We start from the raw sequence: 18,881 nt of genomic DNA on the forward strand, positions 1-18,881 counted from the left end.
GAATTGTCCGGCGGTGATCCGCCCCGTTCGAAAGCAGCGTAGCCATGCCCAACGCCAGAGCCACCCACCTCACTCGCCGCGGCATCCTCGCCGCGGGCGGCGCCCTCGGCCTCGGTGCCGCGCTCGCAGCCTGCGGGGACGACGACGCCAAAAGCGGTGGCTCGGACAAGGAGACGGCCGCTGCCGCCAAGTCCGGCCCCTGGACGTTCAAGGACGACCGCGGCACCACGGTGAAGCTCGACAAGATCCCCGCGAACATCGTCGCGTTCACCGGTGTCGGCGCCGCCCTCCACGACTACGGCATCTCGGTCAAGGGCGTCTTCGGCCCGACCAGGACCGCGGACGGCAAGGCCGACGTCCAGGCCGGTGACATGGACATCAGCAAGCTCACGATCCTGGGCAACGTCTGGGACCAGTTCAACGTGGAGAAGTACGCGGCCCTGGCGCCGGACGTGCTGATCTCCACGATGTTCGACACCGCCGGCACCCTCTGGTACGTCCCGGAGACCTCCAAGGACAAGATCGCCAAGCTCGCCCCGAGCGTCGGCGTCTCGGTCTACGACCGCCAGCTCATCGAGCCGCTCCAGCGCATGTGGGAGCTGGCCGAGTCGCTCGGCGCGGACATGAAGGCCGCCGAGGTCGCCGACGCCAAGAAGCGCTTCGAGACGGCGGCCGCCCGGCTGCGCGCGGCCGCCAAGGCCAAGCCCGAGATCAAGGTGATGGCGGGTTCCGCGAGCACGGAGCTGTTCTACGTCTCCGGCACCAACCTCTCCATCGACCTGGAGTACTTCAAGTCCCTCGGCGTGAACTTCGTCGAGCCCCCGGAGAGCGCCAAGAAGCTGGGCGGCGGCTGGTACGAGAGCCTCAGCTGGGAGAACGTCGACAAGTACGCGGCCGACATCATCATGATGGACGACCGCTCCTCGACCATCCAGCCGGCCGACATCGCCGAGGCCACCTGGAAGAAGCTGCCCGCGGTCAAGGCGGGCCAGGTCATCGCGCGTTCGCCCGAGCCGATCCTGTCCTACGACAAGTGCGTGCCGCTGCTCGACAACCTCGCCGAGGCCCTCGAGAAGGCGAAGAAGGTCAGCTGACAGCCCCCCTTCCTGAGCTCCAGGAGCACTGATGACGACGGCCGTGGCCGCCCCGTTCCGTTTCTTCTCCCTCCGGGTCGTACGGACGAGGCGGCTCGGCCCGTCTCTGGTCCGGATCACCTTCGGCGGGCCCGACCTCGCGTTCTTCCACTCGCACGGACGTGACCAGAGCCTGTCGCTGTTCCTGCCGCACCCCGGCCAGAGCGAGCCCGTCGTCCCGGTGGAACTGGGCGACGACTGGTGGCGGGGCTGGCGCGAACTCCCCGACGACGTACGGGCGGTGATGCGCTCGTACACCCTGCGCTCGCTGCGGCGGGACACACTCGGGAAGACCACGGAGATCGACATCGACTTCGTGCTGCACGGCGTGGAGCCGGGCGCGACCGCCCCCGCGGGACCTGCCTCCCGCTGGGCGTCCCGGGCGGCCGCGGGCGACCGCGTCCGGCTGCTCGGCCCGGCGGTCGCGGACAACCGCGCGATCCGCTTCCGCCCGCCCGAGGACACCGACCTGGTGCTGATCTGGGGCGACGAGACCGCACTGCCGGCCGTCGCGGCGATCCTGGAGTCCCTGCCGGCCGGCACGCGTGCCCGGGTCTGGCTGGAGGTGCACCACGCGGGCACCGTCCAGGACCTGACGACACAGGCCGACGCCGAGATCACCTGGCTCGTCCAGGACGAGAGCCGCGCCGAGGGGTCCCCCATGACCCTCGGCGCCCTGCGTGCGGCCCGACTCCCACCCGCAGAGCATCCGTACGTCTGGATCGCGGGCGAGTCGGGCTGCGTGAAGCAGCTGCGGCGCCACTTCGTCGGCGAGCGCCGCATCGACCGGCGCCGGGTCACCTTCGTGGGCTACTGGCGCCAGGGCCTCACCGAGGAACAGCTGCGCGAAGAGGGGTGACCGGGCGGTAAGTGATCACGGTCACGGGAGGGGCGGTGCCTCCCAGTCGTCAATTAGGTTAGGCTTACCTAAGTTGATGAAGGAACTTCGCCGCTCCTCGCCCCCGTCCCACACGGAACTCTCCCCATCCGGAGGACCCCCGCATGCGCTCGCACCTGCTCAATGACCTCACCGCGGAGGACTACCGTCGCTCCGTGACCGAAGGAGTCGAGCGGGTGGCGGCCAAACTCGCCACCACAGACCGGCCGTTCACCGGCATCACGGTCGACGCCCTCACCCCCCGCATCGAGCGGATCGACCTGGACCGGCCGCTGCACGACACCTCGGCCGCCCTGGACGAGCTCGAAGAGGTCTACCTCCGCGACGCGATCTACTTCCACCACCCGCGCTACCTCGCCCACCTCAACTGCCCCGTGGTGATCCCGGCGGTGCTCGGCGAGGCGGTGCTCTCCGCCGTCAACTCCTCCCTGGACACCTGGGACCAGTCGGCCGGCGGCACCCTCATCGAGCGCAAGCTCATCGACTGGACGACCGCCCGCATCGGCCTCGGCCCGGCCGCCGACGGCGTGTTCACCTCCGGCGGCAGCCAGTCCAACCTCCAGGCGCTGCTGCTGGCGCGCGAGGAGGCCAAGACCGACGGGCTCGGCAGACTGCGCATCTTCGCCTCCGAGGCCAGCCACTTCAGCGTCAAGAAGTCCGCGAAACTGCTCGGCCTGGGCCAGGACGCCGTGGTCTCGGTCCCCGTCGACCACGACAAGCGCATGCAGACCGTCGCGCTCGCCCGGGAACTGGAGCGCTGCGCGCAGGACGGCCTCGTCCCCATGGCCGTCGTCGCCACCGGCGGCACCACCGACTTCGGCTCCATCGACCCGCTGCCCGAGATCGCCGAGCTGTGCGAACGGTACGGCGTGTGGATGCACGTCGACGCCGCCTACGGCTGCGGCCTGCTCGCCTCGGTGAAGTACCGGGGCCGCATCGACGGCATCGAGCGCGCCGACTCCGTCACGGTCGACTACCACAAGTCCTTCTTCCAGCCGGTGAGTTCCTCCGCCGTCCTGGTCCGCGACGCCGCCACCCTGCGGCACGCCACCTACCACGCGGAGTACCTCAACCCGCGCCGCATGGTGCAGGAACGTATCCCCAACCAGGTCGACAAGTCCCTCCAGACCACCCGCCGCTTCGACGCGCTCAAGCTGTGGATGACGCTGCGGGTGATGGGCGCCGACGGCATCGGCGGCCTCTTCGACGAGGTCTGCGACCTCGCGGCCGAGGGCTGGGAGCTGCTGGCCGCCGACCCGCGCTTCGACGTGGTCGTCCGGCCGTCCCTGTCCACCCTGGTCTTCCGCTACATACCGGCCGCCGTCACCGACCCGGCCGAGATCGACCGCGCCAACCTCTACGCCCGCAAGGCCCTGTTCGCCTCCGGCGACGCGGTGATCGCGGGCACCAAGGTGGCCGGTCGCCACTACCTGAAGTTCACCCTGCTCAACCCCGAGACCACGGCGGCCGACATCGCCGCCGTCCTCGACCTGATCGCCGGCCACGCCGAGCAGTACCTGGGAGAGTCCCTTGACCGCGCTTCCTGAGTCCCGAGTGACGACGCACGACTTCGTGGGGATCGGGCTCGGCCCCTTCAACCTGGGCCTCGCCTGCCTCACCGAGCCGATCTCCGAACTCGACGGCGTCTTCCTGGAGTCGAAGCCGGACTTCGAGTGGCACGCGGGCATGTTCCTCGACGGCGCCCACCTCCAGACCCCGTTCATGTCGGACCTGGTCACCCTCGCCGACCCGACCTCCCCCTACTCCTTCCTGAACTACCTCAAGGAGCGGGGCCGGCTCTACTCGTTCTACATCCGCGAGAACTTCTATCCCCTGCGGGTCGAGTACGACGACTACTGCCGCTGGGCCGCGAACAAACTGACCAGCGTCCGCTTCGGCACGACGGTCACCGAGGTGACGTACGAGGACGAGCACTACCTCGTGCGGACCACGGCCGGCGACACCTACCGCGCCCGCCGCCTGGTCCTCGGCACCGGCACCTCGCCCTACGTGCCCGAGGCCTGCCGGGACCTGGACGGCGACTTCATCCACAACTCCCGCTACATGCGGCACAAGGCGGAGTTGCAGCGCAAGGAGTCGATCACGCTGGTCGGCAGCGGCCAGTCCGCCGCCGAGATCTACTACGACCTGCTCAGCGAGATAGACGTCCACGGCTACCGGCTGAACTGGGTCACCCGCTCGCCGCGCTTCTTCCCGCTGGAGTACACCAAGCTCACGCTGGAGATGACCTCGCCGGAGTACATCGACTACTTCCGCGAGCTGCCGGAACACACCCGCTACCGCCTCACCGCCGAACAGAAGGGCCTGTTCAAGGGCATCGACGGTGACCTGATCAACGAGATCTTCGACCTGCTCTACCAGAAGAACCTCGGCGGCCCGGTCCCCACCCGTCTGCTCACCAACTCGGCCCTGCACGGCGCGCGGTACGACAACGGCACGTACATCCTCTCCCTGCGCCAGGAGGAGCAGGAGAAGGACTACGAGCTGTACTCCGACGGCCTGATCCTGGCCACCGGCTACAAGTACGCCGAGCCGGAGTTCCTCGCCCCGGTCCGCGACCGGCTGCGCTACGACGAGCACGGCGGCTTCGACGTCGGCCGCAACTACGCCATCGACGTGACGGGCCGGGACGTCTTCCTCCAGAACGCCGGCGTCCACACGCACAGCATCACCTCACCCGACCTGGGCATGGGCGCGTACCGCAACGCGTACATCATCCGTGAGCTGCTCGGCGCCGAGTACTACCCGGTCGAGAAGAAGATCGCGTTCCAGGAGTTCTCGGTATGAACACCCTCAGCACCTCCCGCGTCGGCACCTTCACCGTCCGCCCCCTCGACCCCCTGAAGGACGCCGAGCTGCTGCACACCTGGGTCACCCATCCCAAGGCGGCCTTCTGGATGATGCAGGACGCCCGGCTGGAGGACGTCGAGCGCGCCTACATGGAGATCGCGGCCGACGAGCACCACCACGCCTTCCTCGGTCTGCACGACGGCGTACCGGCCTTCCTGATGGAGAAGTACGACCCGGCCCACCGCGAGCTGGTCGGCCTGTACGAGCCGGAGCCCGGCGACGTCGGCATGCACTTCCTCGTCGCCCCGTCGGACAGGCCCGTGCACGGCTTCACCCGCGCGGTGATCACGACTGTGATGGCGCACCTCTTCGAGGACCCGGCGACCGCCCGGGTCGTCGTCGAGCCCGACGTCGACAACAAGGCCGTGCACGCCCTCAACGAAGCCGTCGGGTTCGTGCCCGACCACGAGATCCAGAAGCCGGAGAAGAAGGCGTTGCTGAGCTTCTGCACCCGCGCGCAGTTCGAGAAGGCGGTGACCGCATGACCCTCGCCGACGCCGTGGCCCACCTCTCCCCCGAGCGCTGGGAGCAGGCCAACCGCCTGCTGATCCGCAAGGCCCTCGCCGAGTTCACGCACGAACGGCTGATCAGCCCCGAACCGGACGGCGACCGCTACGTCGTCCGCAGCGACGACGGACTGACCAGCTACCGCTTCGCCGCCACCCGGCACGCTCTCGACCACTGGCAGGTGGACGCCGGCTCGATCACCCGCCGGCGCGACGGCGCCGACCTGCCGCTGGCCGCGCTGGACTTCTTCATCGAGCTGAAGGCGTCCCTGGGGCTGAGCGACGAGATCCTCCCGGTGTACCTGGAGGAGATCTCCTCCACCCTCTCCGGCACCTGCTACAAGCTCACCAAGCCGCAGATCCCGGCCGCCGAGCTCGCGCGCGGCGGCTTCCAGGCGATCGAGACCGGCATGACCGAGGGCCACCCCTGCTTCGTCGCCAACAACGGGCGGCTGGGTTTCGGGGTCCACGAGTACCTGTCGTACGCCCCCGAGACGGCGAGCCCGGTCCGGCTGGTCTGGCTGGCCGCGCACCGCTCACGGGCCGCGTTCACGGCGGGCGTCGGGATCGAGTACGAGTCGTTCGTCCGCCAGGAGCTGGGCGAGGCGACCGTCGAGCGCTTCCACGGGCAGCTCACCGGCCAGGGACTCGACCCGGCCGACTACCTCCTCATCCCGGTCCACCCCTGGCAGTGGTGGAACAAGCTCACCGTCACCTTCGCCGCCGAGGTGGCCCGCCGGCACCTGGTCTGCCTGGGCGAGGGCGACGACGAGTACCTGGCCCAGCAGTCCATCCGGACCTTCTTCAACTCCTCGCACCCCGAGAAGCACTACGTGAAGACGGCCCTGTCGGTCCTCAACATGGGCTTCATGCGCGGGCTCTCGGCCGCGTACATGGAGGCCACCCCGGCGATCAACGACTGGCTCGCGCAGCTCATCGACAACGACCCGGTGCTGAAGTCGGCCGGTCTGTCGATCATCCGCGAGCGGGCGGCCGTGGGCTACCGGCACCTGGAGTACGAGGCGGCCACCGACCGCTACTCGGCGTACCGCAAGATGCTCGCCGCGCTGTGGCGGGAGAGCCCGGTGCCCTCGCTCCAGGAGGGCGAGTCGCTGGCCACCATGGCCTCGCTGGTCCACGTCGACCACGAGGGCAGGTCGGTCGCCGGGGCGCTCGTCGAGCAGTCCGGCCTGACCCCGACGCAGTGGCTGCGCGTCTACCTCCAGGCGTACTACACCCCGCTGCTGCACAGCTTCTACGCCTACGACCTGGTCTTCATGCCGCACGGCGAGAACACGATCCTGGTGCTGAAGGACGGGGTCGTGCAGCGGGCGATCTACAAGGACATCGCCGAGGAGATCGCGGTCATGGACCCGCACGCGGTGCTGCCGCCCGAGGTCCGGCGGATCCGGGTCGAGGTCCCCGAGGACAAGAAGCTGCTGTCCATCTTCACGGACGTCTTCGACTGCTTCTTCCGCTTCCTGGCCGCCGACCTCGCCACGGAGGGGATCCTGACGGAGGACGGCTTCTGGGGCACGGTCGCCGAGGTGACCCGTGACTACCAGGAGGCGAACCCCGCGCTGGCCGACAAATTCCGTCAGTACGACATGTTCGCCCCCGAGTTCGCCCTCTCCTGCCTCAACCGGCTCCAGCTGCGCAACAACAAGCAGATGGTGGACCTGACGGACCCGTCCGGCGCGCTTCAGCTGGTCGGGACCCTGGACAACCCCCTCGCGGGCCGGTAGCGGCCCCGCACGGACGGACGGGCACCCCGGAGTACGGTCCCCCGGGGTGCCCGTCGGCATCCGGTGGAAGAATTCCCTTCATGGCGGAAATCATCCAGAAGGACGGCACCTGGGCCTTCGACGGCGACGCCCTGCGGCTGACCCCGGGACGGGACAAGAACGTCGGCCTGTTGCGCAGAACCCTGGGTGAACTCGTGATCCCGCTGGGCGCGTTGGCGGGCGTCTCGTTCGAACAGGGCCGCAGGTCGGGGCGGTTGCGACTGCGGCTGCGGGACGGCGCCGACCCTCTGCTGCACGCCACCGGTGGCCGGCTCACCGAGCCGCACGACCCCTACCAGCTGCTCGTGGAGTCCGACCGCTACGGCGTCGCCGAGTACTTCACGGACGAGGTCCGCAACGCGCTGCTGCTGGACGAGGTGCCGTCCGACCCCGTGGCCCAGTTCCTGCTGCCCGGCCCGTCCGTGCCGGTGTCGGTGTCCGCCGGGGACGGCACCGCGAGCTTCGACGGCGACCAGGTGCGCCTGGAGTGGAACTGGAAGACGGAGGACGCCAAGGCCGCGGCCGGCGCCCGCACGCTGGCCGTCGCCGACCTCGTGGCCGTGGAGTGGCATCCGGCGGCCGGCCTGGAGAACGGGTATCTGCGCTTCACCGTGCGCAACGCGCCCACCAAGGCCCCGCCGAAGTACGACCCGAACGCCGTGGAGCTGTGGGGCTTCAAGAAGGACCCGCTGATGGCGCTGGTCGCGGCGGCCGTGCAGGCGCGGCTGCCGCATCCGGCCGCGGCCCCCACCGCGGACGTACGGCAGTCCGCGCCCGAGACGACCCGGCCGCCGGTGCCCGCCTCCGCCGAGGACGGGCACGACGCACTGCTGCGGCGCCTGCGCGAGCTCGGCGAGCTGCACCGCACGGGGGTCCTGACGGACGAGGAGTTCACGCTGGCCAAGCAGGCGATCCTCAAGGGCATGTGAGGACCGCCCGCCCGGCCGGTCCTACTTCGCCCTGCGGGCCACCGTGAAGTGGTCGACCTCGGCGCCGGTCTCGGCGATGCCGCGCACCGTCAGCGTGGCCAGCCGGCCCCGAGAGGCGGGGGTGACGTCCACGCGCAGAAACGAGTAGTTGAGGTAGCGCACCCGGGACCAGGCGACGGTCTCGTTGACCTTGCCGTCCTTGGTGTTGATGAACGCGGCCACCGAGTCGACGTCGTTGACGTGCCCCTCGTACGAGTCCGGGGCGCTGAAGGCGTACAGGCTGCGGCCGGCCGCTCCCGCCGTCACGTAGACCACGCCCTCCGTCTCGGGGTAGGCGGTGCCGCCGATCGGCAGCTTCTTGGCGACCGCGTTGCCCTTGATGACGTCCGTGCGCTCGTACTGGTGGTTGTGGCCGTTGATCACCAGGTCGACGGTGTACTTCTCGAACAGCGGCACCCACTCGGTGCGCACGCCGCCCTCGGAGGAGTGGGCGGTGGAGGTGCAGTAGGCGCAGTGGTGGAAGAAGACCACGACGAAGTCGACGTCCCTGCTGGCCCGGTACTTCTTGAGCTGGGCCTCCAGCCACTTGGTCTGGGTGCCGCCGGAGACGCCGAGGTTGGCCGGGATCTCGAAGGACACGTCGTTGGCGTCCAGCGAGATGATCGCCGTGTTGCCGTAGACGAAGGAGTACACGCCGGGCAGGTTCGTCTTGTCGGGCCCGTTGTCCGGGAGGTTCCAGCGGGCGTCCTCGCCGCCGTAGCCGTTGGGCGAGTACCAGGCCTCCATGTCGTGGTTGCCGTACGCCGGCATCCACGGGACGGACTTGGCGACGGACTCGGTCTGGGCGAGGAACTGGTCCCAGATGCGCGAGTCGAAGCCGGTGTCGGCGGTCTTGCCCGCTCCGGCCGGGTCCGCGTAGGCGATGTCACCGGCGTGCAGGTGGAAGGCCGGGTTCTGGCCCAGCAGCAGGCTGTCGTTGGCGAGGCCGTGGTAGCCGACGCCCTCGTCGCCGAAGGCCGTGAAGGTGAACGGCTCGGCGTGCGCGGGCGCGGTGGTGAAGGTTCCCAGGGTGCCGAGCAGGTGCGGCGCGGCGGGGTCGAAGCCGGCGTGGCCCACACCGTAGTAGTAGGTGCGGCCCGGACGCAGGTGGGTGAGCTCGGCGTGCAGGTAGTACTGGGTGTGGTCGCCGCTCGCGCCGACGCCGGCCGGGGTGTACAGGGTGCGGACCTCGGCCTCGATCTTGCGGGAGAGGTCCCAGGGGTGGGCGCCGATGCGGATGAACGGCTTCCGGACGGCGGTCGGGACCTGCCAGGAGACGCTGATCTCGGTGCGCGGGTCGTTGCCGTAGGCGAGGTGGCGGCCGAAGGGGGCGACGAGGGCGCCGTCGACCGTCTCGGTCGCGGGGGCGGAGGCCTGGGTCGGCACGGCGGCCTGGGCGGTGGCGCCAGGCACGAACGCGCCGCCCGCGACGGCGCCCAGCGTGACCGCGCCGCCTCTGATCATCGTGCGCCGCGAGAATCTGGCGCGCAGGTACTCGTGCTGCTCGGCCATGCTCATGCGCTCGGCAAGCCGGTCAGGTACTCCCATGCGAGGAATGTCCATGGCGAGTGAAACTCGTCTCCCAAGGCAACGGAGCGCAAGACGCCGGATGGACAACTCGCGAACAGCGCCTCATAAGAGTTTCAACAGGGCTCTGCCCGGAATCGGGCAGGTTTCTTGCGAAACCGTCGCCGGTACTCCAGGATCTACCGGGTGCACGACGAACTCGTTGATCATCTGACGCGGTCCACGCCTCTCAACCGGGGCGAGGCGCTGCGGGTGGTCCAGGACGTGCTCGCCTACTTCGACGAGACGACCGAGGAGTTCGTCCGTCGCCGCCACCGCGAGCTCCAGGCCCAGGGCCTGGTGAACGCGACGATCTTCGAACGGATCGAGGCGGACCTGAAATACCGGGCGGTGGCGCCGCCGGAGCTCTCGCTCAGGCAGCTGCGCCGCATGGTCTACGGCTGAGGAATCCCTATATATGTGCGGAATTGTCGGATACATCGGTAAGCGTGATGTCGCCCCCCTCCTCCTGGAAGGCCTCCAGCGCCTGGAGTACCGCGGCTACGACTCCGCGGGCATAGTCGTCACCTCGCCGAAGACGGCCGGCCTCAAGATGGTCAAGGCCAAGGGCCGGGTCCGTGACCTGGAGGCCAAGGTCCCGGCGCGCTTCAAGGGCACCACGGGCATCGCCCACACCCGCTGGGCCACCCACGGCGCCCCGTCCGACGTCAACGCGCACCCGCACATGTCGGGCGACAACAAGGTCGCCGTCGTCCACAACGGCATCATCGACAACGCCTCCGACCTGCGCAGGAAGCTCGAGGCCGACGGCGTCGAGTTCCTCTCCGAGACCGACACCGAGGTGCTCGTCCACCTCATCGCGCGCTCCCAGCAGGAAAAGCTGGAGGACAAGGTCCGCGAGGCGCTGCGGGTCGTCGAGGGCACGTACGGCATCGCCGTGATGCACGCCGACTTCAACGACCGCATCGTGGTGGCCCGCAACGGCTCCCCGGTCGTCCTCGGCATCGGCGAGAAGGAGATGTTCGTCGCCTCCGACGTGGCCGCGCTGGTCGCCCACACCCGGCAGATAGTCACGCTGGACGACGGCGAGATGGCCACCCTCAAGGCGGACGACTTCCGTACGTACACCACCGAGGGCACCCGCACGACCGCCGAGCCGACCACCGTGGAGTGGGAGGCCGAGTCGTACGACATGGGCGGCCACGACACGTACATGCACAAGGAGATCTTCGAGCAGCCCGACGCCGTGGACCGCGTGCTGCGCGGCCGCATCGACGACCGGTTCTCGACGGTCCACCTCGGTGGCCTGAACCTGGACGCCCGCGAGGCGCGTGCCGTGCGCCGGGTGAAGATCCTCGGCTGCGGCACCTCGTACCACGCGGGCATGATCGGCGCCCAGATGATCGAGGAGCTGGCCCGCATCCCCGCGGACGCCGAGCCCGCCTCGGAATTCCGCTACCGCAACGCCGTCGTCGACCCCGACACGCTGTACATCGCCGTCTCGCAGTCCGGTGAGACGTACGACGTGCTGGCGGCCGTGCAGGAGCTCAAGCGCAAGGGCGCGCGGGTGCTGGGTGTCGTCAACGTCGTGGGTTCGGCGATCGCCCGCGAGGCGAACGGCGGCGTCTACGTCCACGCCGGTCCCGAGGTCTGCGTCGTCTCCACCAAGTGCTTCACCAACACCACGGTGGCCTTCGCACTGCTCGCGCTGCACCTGGGCCGCACCCGCGACCTGTCGGTGCGCGACGGCAAGCGGATCATCGAGGGGCTGCGCAGGCTGCCGGCCCAGATCTCCGAGATCCTGGAGCGGGAGGACGAGATCAAGAAGCTGGCCGAGCAGTACGCCGAGGCCCGCTCGATGCTCTTCATCGGCCGGGTCCGGGGCTACCCGGTGGCCCGTGAGGCCTCGCTGAAGCTCAAGGAGGTCTCCTACATCCACGCGGAGGCCTACCCGGCCTCGGAGCTCAAGCACGGTCCGCTGGCGCTGATCGAGCCCGCCCTCCCGACGGTCGCGATCGTCCCGGACGACGACCTGCTGGAGAAGAACCGCGCGGCCCTGGAGGAGATCAAGGCCCGCAGTGGCCGGATCCTCGCGGTCGCGCACCGCGAGCAGGAGAAGGCCGACGAGACGATCGTCGTGCCGAAGAACGAGGACGAGCTGGACCCGATCCTGATGGGCATTCCGCTCCAGCTCCTCGCCTACCACACGGCGAAGGCCCTGGGCCGGGACATCGACAAGCCCCGCAACCTCGCCAAGTCGGTGACGGTGGAGTAGAACCCGCGCCCTCGCGGCCCGCGGAATCGTCACGACAGAACGAACGGACCCTCACGTGTGCCACCCGCACGTGAGGGTCCGCTCTGTCGCCGGGGCCGCCCGTCGCCCCGGCGGCGGCTGCCGGTCAGCCGGTGGCCGTCACCCCCCGGCCGGGGGCAGCACGTCGCGGAAGTGCGGTGGGCCAGTGGGCCAGCGCCGCGGTCGCCGCGTACCAGGCCACCGCTCCGGCGGCCACGGCGAACCAGCCGCCGGCCTTGGCCAGGGCGCCGCTGTCCGCGAAGCGGGATACGGCCAGCAGCAGGAGCGAGACGGTGAACAGGCCGTAGGTGCCCTGGCCGAGCCGGTCGCCGCCCGCCAGGGTGAGGCTGAGCGCCACCAGGGCGAACAGCAGCAGGAAGAGTCCCGCGGCGTTGTCGGTGACCTGGGCGCCGGCCGAGACGGCCCAGGTGAACCAGAGTGCGCCGATGACCACGTAGGCCGTGCCGGCGGCCGTGTCGCGGTCGCGCAGGGCGAGCAGCCCGGCGACGAACAGCGCGACGCCGCCGACGTAGTGGGCGAGGGAGACGGAGTCGGCCGCCGTCACGCCGTCGATCAGGTCCGTGTAGCCGAGTCCGACCGCCAACAGGGTGATTCCCAGGGCGAGTCGGCCGACGATGGTGGTGTTGCTTCCCGCAGAGACGTCGTTGTCCACGGCGGGCTCCCTTCATGCATGTGCAGGTGCGCGGTGAGCGATATATGCCCTTCACAAGGACACAAACACTTTCTACGCGCGAGTAGATTTATGCTGCGCACAAAGGGAGTTGATGCCGTCCGGCCGTCATCTCGCCGAGCCTGGGGGCGCGTTACGGGATGACGATGACGGGCCGCTTGGCCCGCTTGGCGAGCCGCCCGGCGACGGACCCGAAGATCCGTCCGACGATGCCGTGCGTGGACCCGACGACGATCGCGTCGGCCTCGTACTCCCGCCCCACCTCTTCGAGTTCGTGGCAGATGTCGCCACCGCGCTCGACCAGGATCCAGGGCACCTCCGCGAGGTACTCGGCGCAGGCGAGTTCGAGTCCGAGCACCTCGGTCCGGTGGTCCGGCACGTCCACGAAGACCGGTGGCTCGCAGCCCGCCCACACCGTGGTGGGCAGCCGGTTGGCGACATGGACGATGATCAGGCCCGACCCGGAGCGGTGGGCCATGCCGATGGCGTACGCGAGGGCACGCTCGCTGGACGTGGAGCCGTCGAAGCCGACGACCACGCCGTGCTTGAAGGCGGGGTCGCACGAGTGGCGTGGCTCTTCCGCCGCCAGGGGCTCGGCCGCCGTGGGATCGGCGACGGGCCGCTTGCGGTCCGCTGGTTCGAAGAATTCGTGACCGGCCATGAGTGTCTCGGCGTTTTGATCCTCGTGGATGGGGACGACAGTGTGCGACGGGAGGCGTGTCCGGGAATCATCTTCCCAACCCCATACCCCCAAGGGTACGGCGGCACGCCTCCTTCGCCCAGATCCCGTGCAGGCTCCGCGGGATTCCCCGGAGCATGCACGAGGGGGCGCCCGTAACGCAATGGTTGCTGCCCCGTACAGGAGGTTTGCACAGGATTCACTCGGCCGCCCTCGGTGACCCCGTGCCCGAACCGGCGTTGAACCCCCGTGAACGACCGTCACAGGGAGCACGCCATGCCCTCACCCAGCTCCGGCCCCGAGGCACAACGCGCCACCCCGCCGACGCCGGACACCGTGACCGACGTGGTCCGGTGGGCGGCGTTCAGCTGTGTGCTGGTCCCGGTGGTACTCCTCTGGTTCGGCTCCTCGCTCGCGGGTGCCACCGGTACGGCCCTCGGCCTCGCCGCCGTCACGTCCGCCTGCCGTGTCCTGCTGCGCCGGTCCGAGCGTGGCGCGGCCCGGCTGCGCGCCGAGGAGGGCGTACCGTCGGCGCCCTCGCGCGGGCGCCATCACCGGGGTGGAACGGGGGCGCACAGAGGCGGGCGGCACTCGGGAGGGAGTACACCGGTCGGCTGACCGGTTTTTATGCACGCGCCCGCCTCTTTTCAGCCAACTTCTTGAGACTGTGCATCCCGTACCGGAACCACCCCCTACCCCCCGTTCCACCTGCACGGAAAGGGCCTCAGGGGGACTGCGCACCCTACGTGGATTGGCCACTGCGACAAGGCGCACTTCCCTGCACGGCCCACGAGTGCAACGCTTCGTGATCGAATGCTTCACGCCAAGTTGCCATGTCGACAATGTGCCGGGTGGTGAACTGGTCACGCCGGCACCGTGCGACACAGTAGATTCGATCTTGACTGTCTTACGGCGGGGGACTCGTGCAGGACCGAGGGGAAACGTGCAGGAGCGACACAACCGAGGAGCCGCGACCACCGAGGGGGGCTTAGCAGTATGAGCCACGACTCCGCTGCCGCGCCGGAAGCCACGGCCCGGAAGCTTTCCGGGCGACGCCGCAAGGAGATCGTTGCGGTGCTGCTGTTCAGCGGCGGCCCCATCTTCGAGAGTTCCATACCGCTGTCGGTGTTCGGGATCGACCGCCAGGACGCCGGCGTACCGCGCTACCGACTGCTGGTGTGCGCAGGTGAGGACGGCCCGCTGCGGACCACAGGGGGCCTTGAACTCACCGCACCACACGGCCTGGAGGCGATCTCCCGGGCGGGCACGGTCGTCGTGCCGGCCTGGCGTTCGATCACCTCGCCGCCGCCGGAGGACGCGCTCGACGCACTGCGCCGGGCGCACGAGGAAGGCGCCCGCATAGTCGGGCTGTGCACCGGTGCCTTCGTCCTGGCGGCCGCGGGTCTGCTGGACGGCCGTCCGGCGACCACCCACTGGATGTACGCGCCGACGCTGGCCAAGCGCTATCCGTCGGTACACGTCGATCCACGCGAACTGTTCGTCGACGACGGCGATGTGCTGACATCGGCGGGCACCGCGGCCGGAATCGATCTCTGTCTGCACATCGTGCGGACGGACCACGGCAACGAGGCGGCCGGCGCGCTGGCCCGTCGTCTGGTGGTCCCGCCGCGCCGAAGTGGCGGTCAGGAGCGCTACCTCGACCGGTCTTTACCCGAGGAGATCGGCGCCGACCCGCTCGCCGAGGTCGTCGCCTGGGCGCTGGAGCACCTCCACGAACAGTTCGACGTGGAGACCCTGGCCGCGCGTGCCTACATGAGCCGGCGCACCTTCGACCGCCGGTTCCGTTCGCTCACCGGAAGCGCTCCCCTGCAGTGGCTGATCACCCAGCGGGTGCTTCAGGCGCAGCGCCTGCTGGAGACGTCGGACTACTCGGTGGACGAGGTCGCGGGCCGCTGCGGGTTCCGTTCGCCGGTGGCGCTGCGCGGGCACTTCCGCCGCCAGCTGGGCTCCTCGCCGGCCGCGTACCGGGCCGCGTACCGGGCACGCCGGCCGCAGAGCGAGAAGCAGCTGGAGAACGAGGGCCCGACGGCACCCGTCCAGGCGGGTCCGCCGACCACGCTGCATCCGGAGAGCGGACCGGTCCCGCCCCAGACCCGGCGCACACCCGCGGCGCTGGCCGCATCGGCGTCCGGGCCCGGCGACAACGGCCGGGACCCGTACCTGTCGAGCCGGGCCAGCCTGCCCGGACAGCGGAGCGGGATGTGACGGAAGGAACGTGCCGCGATGCGACGTGACGTGAGGTGACCGGGCGTGATGACCGGTCGAGGCGTGAAGTGAGCGGTTGAACGGGGTGCGGGGCGGTCAGGGCCGGGATTTCCGGTCACGGCCGCCCCGCGCCGCGTGGGTCGGCTGGTTCCGGAGCCCGGGCTCGTCCCGCCCTTCCCATCCTCCCCACCACAAGCTCACCGCACGAACGGTTCGACCTGCGGCGGCGCGCCGTAAGGTTAGACACATGAACGATCGCATGGTGTGGATCGACTGCGAGATGACCGGCCTCTCGCTGTCGGACGACGCTCTCATCGAGGTGGCCGCCCTCGTCACCGACTCCGAACTCAACGTGCTCGGCGAAGGTGTGGACATCGTCATCCGTCCGCCGGACTCAGCACTGGAGACGATGCCCGACGTGGTGCGCCAGATGCACACCACGTCCGGACTGCTCGACGAGCTGGCCGGCGGCACGACGCTGGCCGACGCCGAGGCACAGGTCCTGGCGTACGTGCGCGAGCACGTCAAGGAACCCGGCAAGGCTCCGCTGTGCGGCAACTCGGTCGGTACCGACCGCGGCTTCCTGCTCCGCGACATGCCGACCCTGGAGGACTACCTCCACTACCGGATCGTGGACGTCAGCTCGGTGAAGGAGCTGGCCCGGCGCTGGTACCCGCGGGCGTACTTCAACAGCCCCGAGAAGAACGGCAACCACCGCGCCCTCGCCGACATCCGTGAGTCCATCGCGGAACTGCGCTACTACCGCGAGGCCATCTTCGTCCCCCAGCCCGGCCCCGACTCGGACACCGCGAAGACGATCGCGGCGAAGCACGTCCTGCCTGCTCAGCAGGCCTAGCAGGGTCCTTCGGAGGGGCGCCGCAAAAGCCGTGCGCGAGCACCCCTTCGGACCCTGTACACTTTTTCTCGGCCGGTCGGGGAAACCGAAAAGTCAACCGCCGGTCCATGGTGGGTGTAGCTCAGCTGGTAGAGCACCTGGTTGTGGTCCAGGATGCCGCGGGTTCGAGTCCCGTCACTCACCCTGATCGTTCAGCCGGTGGCCTTCTCACGAAGGTCACCGGCTGACGCGTTTTCGGGAGACCTCCACCATCGTGCGCATCGAGCCCGTCAGCACCGCCCGCCTCGACCTCGTTCCCCTGCGCGTCGCACACGCCCGGGAGATGGCCGGCGTCCTGGCCGATCCGGCCCTGCACGCCTTCATCGGCGGCTCGCCCGACACCGCCGAGGCCCTGCGGTCCCGCTACGAGCGTCTCGTCGCCGGCTCCCCCGACCCGACCGTCACCTGGTGCAACTGGGTGCTGCGCCGGCGCGACGACCAGCGTCTGGTCGGCACCGTCCAGGCCACGGTCACCGAAGCGCACCGCGCGGAGATCGCCTGGGTCGTCGGCACACCCTGGCAGAGCCACGGATACGCCTCCGAAGCCGCGCGGGGACTCGTCGCCTGGCTGCACGAACGGTCCGTCCGTACGGTCGTCGCCCACATCCACCCCGACCACCGGGCCTCCGCCGCCGTCGCGTCGGCGGCCGGGCTCGCCCCGACGGACGAGGTGCACGACGGCGAGATCCGCTGGCGCCTGCCCGCCGCGGACCGGCCTTAGACCCGCCGACGGACCGGCCGGAACCTCGACCGGTCCACGCCGAAATCCCGACCGGTCCACGTAGGGACCCGACCGGTCCACGACGGAACCCCCAAGATCGGCGCCAGGCCGGTGACCGGTCCCGGCCGCGACCCCGACCGGTCCACGCCGGGGTCCGGAGGCGCCACCGGGACCCGACCGGTGTCACCCTCCACCACCTGCGCCTGAACTCCCCCGCGCCCGGGAAGCGTTCGCCGGGGTGCGGGACGCATTGGCAGGCCCACCGCACCTGGGCCGCCATAGCCGAGACCCGCCCCACCCCACCCCACCCCACCCCACCCCACCCCACCCCACCCCACCCCACCCCGCAAGGAATCTCCGGACGAGGACAAAGCCGTCAGGTCGAGGATCTCCGGGCAGGACAAGGCCGTCGGGTCACGGATCTCCGGGCAGGACAGGGCCGTCGGGTCACGGATCTCCGGGCAAGGGGGGCGCGGATCTCCGGGCAGAGCTCGGCCGTCAGGTCGAGGATCTCCGGGCAGGACATGGCCGTCGGGTCACGGATCTCCGGGCAAGGGGGGTCGCGGTTCTCCGGGCAGAGCCCGGCCGTCGGGTCGCGGCTCTCCGGGCCGGGCCGTCACGAGGACGCCCGGGCCACCAACTCCGTCGCCAGGACCATCTGGCGTCGCTCCAGGCCCCGGGAGACCGAGGGGCGGCGGTCGGCGATCTCGTTGAGGAGCAGGTCGATCATGGACCGGCCCATCTCCTGGATGGGCTGGCGGACGCTGGTGAGGGGCGGCTCCATGTGCCGGGCGATGGCCGAGTCGTCGTAGCCGACGAGGGCCACGTCGTCCGGGATGCGACGGCCCGCCTCGCGCAGTGCCTGCCGGGCGCCCGCGGCCGTCACGTCCGAGGCGGCGAACACCGCGTCCAGATCGGGGCGACGGGCGAGGAGCGCCGCCATCGCCCGGCTGCCGCCCCCTTCGGTGAAGTCACCCGCCTCGATGAGGCCTTCGTCCGGATCGTGGCCCGCGTCACGCAGGGCGTCCCGATAGCCGTCGATACGCCGCTGGGCGCCGTACACGTCGAGCCGGCCGGTGATGTGGGCGATGCGGCCGCGCCCCCGGGACAGCAGATGCTCCACCGCCGAGCGGGCGCCGCCGTAGTTGTCGGAGTCGACCGACGTCAGCGTCTCCGCCGCCGAGCGCGGGCCGCTGATCACCGCCGGGATCTCCAGCTGGGCCAGCAGGTCGGGCAGCGGGTCGTCGGCGTGCACGGAGACCAGCAGGACGCCGTCCACCCGGTGCGCGGCCAGGTACTCGGCGAGCCGGCGCCGCTCCCGGTCGTTGCCCGCGAAGATCAGCAGCAGCTGCATCTCGGTGTCCGAGAGCGCGGCCCCGACGCCCCGCAGCATGTCCGAGAAGTACGGCTCCGCGAAGAACCGGGTCTCCGGCTCGGGGACGACCAGGGCGATCGCGTCCGTGCGGTTGGCGGCGAGGGCGCGGGCCGCGGTGTTGGGAACGTAGCCGAGTTCCGCGACGGCGGCCTCGACGGCGGCCCGGGTGGCGTCGCTGACCCGGGGCGAACCGTTGATCACCCGGGAGACCGTGCCGCGGCCGACCCCGGCACGCGCGGCGACCTCTTCGAGGGTCGGCCGGCCGCCGCTCCGGTTCCGCGTTCCGTGGCCTGCCATGGGCTCCGCCTCCCCGT

General features: G+C 70.2%; 17 protein-coding genes and 1 tRNA gene. 14 read left to right on the plus strand and 4 right to left on the minus strand.

Going from position 1 to position 18,881, the window contains the following annotated elements; all coding sequences use genetic code 11:
• Window positions 1-44: 44 nt before the first annotated feature.
• The 7 genes from ACFV0T_RS05815 to ACFV0T_RS05845 all read left to right on the plus strand — a co-directional run bounded on the left by ACFV0T_RS05815 (window position 45) and on the right by ACFV0T_RS05845 (window position 8,121).
• Window positions 45-1,094 carry an ABC transporter substrate-binding protein gene (locus tag ACFV0T_RS05815; RefSeq protein WP_385774843.1) on the plus strand — a complete coding sequence of 350 codons (1,050 nt, stop codon included), beginning with the start codon at window positions 45-47 and terminating at the stop codon, window positions 1,092-1,094.
• A gap of 31 nt (window positions 1,095-1,125) precedes the next feature.
• Complete coding sequence (locus tag ACFV0T_RS05820) at window positions 1,126-1,992, plus strand: siderophore-interacting protein (protein WP_385774845.1); 867 nt, start codon at window positions 1,126-1,128, stop codon at window positions 1,990-1,992.
• 143 nt (window positions 1,993-2,135) lie between these two features.
• Window positions 2,136-3,578 carry a lysine decarboxylase DesA gene (gene desA / locus ACFV0T_RS05825; protein WP_385774847.1) on the plus strand — a complete coding sequence of 481 codons (1,443 nt, stop codon included), beginning with the start codon at window positions 2,136-2,138 and terminating at the stop codon, window positions 3,576-3,578.
• A complete protein-coding gene (locus ACFV0T_RS05830) occupies window positions 3,562-4,839 on the plus strand; it encodes a lysine N(6)-hydroxylase/L-ornithine N(5)-oxygenase family protein (RefSeq protein WP_385774849.1) in 1,278 nt (425 codons plus the stop codon). Before desA ends, ACFV0T_RS05830 begins: the two co-directional genes overlap by 17 nt.
• Entirely contained in the window at window positions 4,836-5,387 is a 552-nt protein-coding gene (locus ACFV0T_RS05835; protein ID WP_385774851.1) for a GNAT family N-acetyltransferase, read from the plus strand. Before ACFV0T_RS05830 ends, ACFV0T_RS05835 begins: the two co-directional genes overlap by 4 nt.
• Window positions 5,384-7,153, plus strand: a complete 1,770-nt coding sequence (locus ACFV0T_RS05840) for an IucA/IucC family protein (RefSeq protein ID WP_385774853.1) — start codon at window positions 5,384-5,386, stop codon at window positions 7,151-7,153. The genes ACFV0T_RS05835 and ACFV0T_RS05840 overlap by 4 nt, the downstream gene beginning before the upstream one ends.
• Window positions 7,154-7,233: 80 nt before the next feature.
• The gene (locus ACFV0T_RS05845; RefSeq protein ID WP_385774855.1) at window positions 7,234-8,121 is read left to right on the plus strand and encodes a DUF4429 domain-containing protein; all 888 of its coding nucleotides are present in this window, start codon (window positions 7,234-7,236) and stop codon (window positions 8,119-8,121) included.
• Between the two features lie 21 nt (window positions 8,122-8,142).
• On the opposite strand, the gene ACFV0T_RS05850 is transcribed toward ACFV0T_RS05845, so the two are convergent.
• Window positions 8,143-9,708 (minus strand): fibronectin type III domain-containing protein, encoded by a 1,566-nt coding sequence (locus ACFV0T_RS05850; protein ID WP_385774857.1) that lies wholly within the window; start codon window positions 9,706-9,708, stop codon window positions 8,143-8,145.
• A 165-nt stretch (window positions 9,709-9,873) separates the two neighbouring features.
• On the opposite strand from ACFV0T_RS05850, the gene ACFV0T_RS05855 reads away from it, so the two are divergent.
• Window positions 9,874-10,131 carry a hypothetical protein gene (locus tag ACFV0T_RS05855; RefSeq protein ID WP_385774859.1) on the plus strand — a complete coding sequence of 86 codons (258 nt, stop codon included), beginning with the start codon at window positions 9,874-9,876 and terminating at the stop codon, window positions 10,129-10,131.
• Window positions 10,132-10,144: 13 nt separating this feature from the next.
• Entirely contained in the window at window positions 10,145-11,962 is a 1,818-nt protein-coding gene (gene glmS / locus ACFV0T_RS05860; RefSeq protein WP_385774861.1) for a glutamine--fructose-6-phosphate transaminase (isomerizing), read from the plus strand.
• Window positions 11,963-12,086: 124 nt separating this feature from the next.
• Here glmS and ACFV0T_RS05865 read toward each other — a convergent pair whose 3' ends face one another.
• Window positions 12,087-12,653: a GPR1/FUN34/YaaH family transporter gene (locus ACFV0T_RS05865; RefSeq protein WP_385774863.1), complete on the minus strand. Its 567-nt coding sequence runs from the start codon at window positions 12,651-12,653 to the stop codon at window positions 12,087-12,089.
• Between the two features lie 151 nt (window positions 12,654-12,804).
• Window positions 12,805-13,332 carry a universal stress protein gene (locus ACFV0T_RS05870; RefSeq protein ID WP_069764167.1) on the minus strand — a complete coding sequence of 176 codons (528 nt, stop codon included), beginning with the start codon at window positions 13,330-13,332 and terminating at the stop codon, window positions 12,805-12,807.
• Window positions 13,333-13,626: 294 nt separating this feature from the next.
• Here ACFV0T_RS05870 and ACFV0T_RS05875 point away from each other — a divergent pair, with 294 nt between their 5' ends.
• From ACFV0T_RS05875 to ACFV0T_RS05895, 5 genes are all read left to right on the plus strand, one after another.
• Window positions 13,627-13,968: a hypothetical protein gene (locus ACFV0T_RS05875; RefSeq protein WP_385774865.1), complete on the plus strand. Its 342-nt coding sequence runs from the start codon at window positions 13,627-13,629 to the stop codon at window positions 13,966-13,968.
• A gap of 378 nt (window positions 13,969-14,346) precedes the next feature.
• Complete coding sequence (locus ACFV0T_RS05880; RefSeq protein WP_385774867.1) at window positions 14,347-15,576, plus strand: helix-turn-helix domain-containing protein; 1,230 nt, start codon at window positions 14,347-14,349, stop codon at window positions 15,574-15,576.
• 247 nt (window positions 15,577-15,823) lie between these two features.
• A complete protein-coding gene (gene orn, locus ACFV0T_RS05885) occupies window positions 15,824-16,432 on the plus strand; it encodes an oligoribonuclease (protein WP_385774869.1) in 609 nt (202 codons plus the stop codon).
• A gap of 110 nt (window positions 16,433-16,542) precedes the next feature.
• Window positions 16,543-16,615, plus strand: a tRNA-His gene (locus tag ACFV0T_RS05890).
• Between the two features lie 70 nt (window positions 16,616-16,685).
• Window positions 16,686-17,192 (plus strand): GNAT family N-acetyltransferase, encoded by a 507-nt coding sequence (locus ACFV0T_RS05895; protein ID WP_385774871.1) that lies wholly within the window; start codon window positions 16,686-16,688, stop codon window positions 17,190-17,192.
• Between the two features lie 616 nt (window positions 17,193-17,808).
• Here ACFV0T_RS05895 and ACFV0T_RS05900 read toward each other — a convergent pair.
• Window positions 17,809-18,864, minus strand: coding sequence for a LacI family DNA-binding transcriptional regulator (locus ACFV0T_RS05900; protein WP_385774873.1), 1,056 nt, complete (start codon window positions 18,862-18,864; stop codon window positions 17,809-17,811).
• Window positions 18,865-18,881 lie beyond the last annotated feature (17 nt).

It is taken from the genome of Streptomyces sp. NPDC059582 (assembly GCF_042735715.1).
Taxonomy (GTDB): domain Bacteria; phylum Actinomycetota; class Actinomycetes; order Streptomycetales; family Streptomycetaceae; genus Streptomyces.